The following is a 2,652-nucleotide window of genomic DNA, read 5'->3' on the forward strand; positions in this document are numbered from 1 at the left end:
TTAGCTCAAACTGAGATATTAGGAAATAGAGATATTGGTCAATTTGTAGGGTCGGGTGATATCTCTGAAGTTCCGAATAGCAGTAATTTAAAAATTCAGTTAACCTTCATTTTGTACAATTACGAAAAACCTCCATATTGGACTAAGGAAAGACGGTCAAAACTACAAAAAACTCAAATAGAACTCCCATCAGTAGAAAGACACGAAATAACCTGGGATAAATTACAAAGGATATTTACTCAACCTAGTAAATCAGCGTTCACAAAAGGCAATATCAAAGTAACCTGCAATATGCGAAATGGTAGGAAATTTTCATTTTTTGTGAATGAAAGCTCTAAATCTGACGCTGAAAGAATTTGTAAGGATTTAGTACAATTAACAAATTCTTCAATTGTTTATCCTTTACTATTTGAGGAAAGGAAAGGTTTTGGCGGTAGGGAAAATGCGAAAAGAATCAAAGAGAGCAAAATGTATATCAGTGAAGTGAAAATACTTAACTGGGAATTAATTGATAAATTTGAACAAGCCAAAATCGATATGGGAGAGAATAGTGTTTTGGCAATGTACAAAGACCCTAGGAAGTCTAAAGTAAAAATTCCTTTACATTTTGAGAAGAAACCTAAGTGGGTAGATGACGCAATCAGAACAGCTACTAGAACGTCGTTAGAAATGAAAACTGGGAGTCAGCCACCAACTACAGCTTAATGTAGTTTTCATTGAATAGAAGCTACATATATGTAGCATCTGATATATCAAATAGTTAACAGACAAATTCAGTTAATGATGCTAGGCTCTATGTATTAACTGATTAAAGGTGATGATTATGGCTAGTCCAGTAACTCTTAATGGTGCCACTCTCGAACACCAATTGCTAGAAGTTATCGAGCAAGTTCAACGTGCACAGATAAACGCAACTAGAAACCCTAATGGTGTAACGGTAGTTACAGCTTATACCCGCAACATGGCAACTGGAGCTGTGACAGTATCCCTAACAATCCCTACTGATGATGTTTTGGATGCTACTAATGGCTCTATCGATGTAGAAGCTATTGCTGTTTTTGTTGACTAGGGTTCATTAACTAGGTAGACAACAATAGTGTTAATGTCTACCTATCTAAGGTTTTGTTTGATAATTAATGAGGTTAAATTATGCCATTAAATGATGCTTACGATAAATATAAAGCAAATTTTGTTGCTAAACTAGCGGAACCGAAAGGCACTTGTATCGGCAGGAGTTTGATGGTTGAGGCTCCAGTAGACAAGACATCAAAGTATGTTATCCCAATGCCTATGTTGCTGCTTTATACGCTATCCGATAACGCCGTAACACAGGAACCCGTCCTGGTGCGAGACTTAACTATCTGGAGACCTCCCGTTAGTGGAACTACATCAACTAATGCTAATAGGCGTAATATCATACCAGGGGCTAGAGTTAGGTCATGGAAACGTATAGAGTACACAAAGATTTTTGTAGAAGCTCCTGCCTCTATGGGTGGAGTATGGAGAACATATCGCACATCAGGAACTAACGCGGGTGATAGGAAGCTAAGATTTATTGGTTTAAAAGTTCCTCAAATTTTCTCGATTAATTCTTTGCTATATGTTTTTGCTCATTACTGGAGCAAAAAACCCGCGAGTATTAGAACCTATAACTCAATGTTTCGTATTCCGGCTGAATCTGAAATTACCCTCGATAACCTAGGAGAACTAACCACAGGTAAAACTGAAGCACCTAATCAAGTACAAGGAAACCTTAGCGCTTTACCTGAGAAAACAGGCAACAAACCATAATAACTATCTTGTTGCTAATTATATACCCGTTAAATCACAAAATAGGATTAACGAGTTTTTTGTATTGGTTATTATTTGTACATTCTATATATACTTAATGTAATACTTGATATTTTTATAAATAAGTGTAAATTGTATAATTTATGTTTATTTTTAATAAATTAATTAGATAAGATAATTTTAATTAAATACAGTGAATTCAAAAGAGCAAGGTAACTATACAGTTACAGAATCAATTGAAGGTAGCGTAACTGTAGAAAATGTAACTAATGTCAATACTAATAAAGTATTGACTCCTACAGAATACATAGAGACGTTGAGTCGGTTTAATCAGTTTACTAAGTTTCTGGAGTTGGTTAATACTTACCTTCCTTACCCCAAAACTTCATTAATTCAATCATTGACCAACAAACTCCAAACGTCGGAGATTATCAACTCAAATACCTTTTATCTGACATATTCAGAGATTGCCACACTTAAACGAGTCACCAACGCAATCCTGACGCTATTAAAAGCAGGTGGAGTAAAGCTACCTCGTAAGGTTACGGGAGCCATACAGGATGATATTAATGCACTAGAAGACCATCTATTGGGCTCTGAGAGTGATTTAGAGGATGAAGATAATGAAGTCAACCCATTTTCTAGTTGGTTAGATTAATCCCACACCAAAAACAAAACCGCTTATGTGTAAATTTTTTAGGGACTCTATTTTAAAAGCACATAAGCGGTAGCCACTAAGCATTAGGAAATTATAGCATGATACCACGTCATTGGTCCGAGGTTAGGCTTAACCTACGAAACATCACGTTAACCCCCTTGATGTATATCGGTCATTCCCTATATATCAAAGTTCCAATTTCG

The 2,652-nt window shown here is 35.8% G+C and carries 3 protein-coding genes and 1 pseudogene; all 4 read left to right on the top strand.

Features of this window, described 5'->3' with window-relative positions; genetic code table 11:
• Positions 1-705 (top strand): annotated as a pseudogene (locus P5674_RS24075) (hypothetical protein); the annotation flags it as partial.
• 118 nt (positions 706-823) lie between these two features.
• Positions 824-1,069 (top strand): hypothetical protein, encoded by a 246-nt coding sequence (locus tag P5674_RS24080; protein WP_014274315.1) that lies wholly within the window; start codon positions 824-826, stop codon positions 1,067-1,069.
• 80 nt (positions 1,070-1,149) lie between these two features.
• Positions 1,150-1,791: a hypothetical protein gene (locus P5674_RS24085; RefSeq protein WP_014274194.1), complete on the top strand. Its 642-nt coding sequence runs from the start codon at positions 1,150-1,152 to the stop codon at positions 1,789-1,791.
• Between the two features lie 193 nt (positions 1,792-1,984).
• Positions 1,985-2,449: a hypothetical protein gene (locus P5674_RS24090; protein ID WP_014276602.1), complete on the top strand. Its 465-nt coding sequence runs from the start codon at positions 1,985-1,987 to the stop codon at positions 2,447-2,449.
• The last annotated feature ends 203 nt before the right edge of the window (positions 2,450-2,652 follow it).

The organism is Limnospira sp. PMC 289.06, assembly GCF_032350395.1.
GTDB classification, from domain to species: Bacteria; Cyanobacteriota; Cyanobacteriia; order Cyanobacteriales; family Microcoleaceae; genus Limnospira; species Limnospira platensis.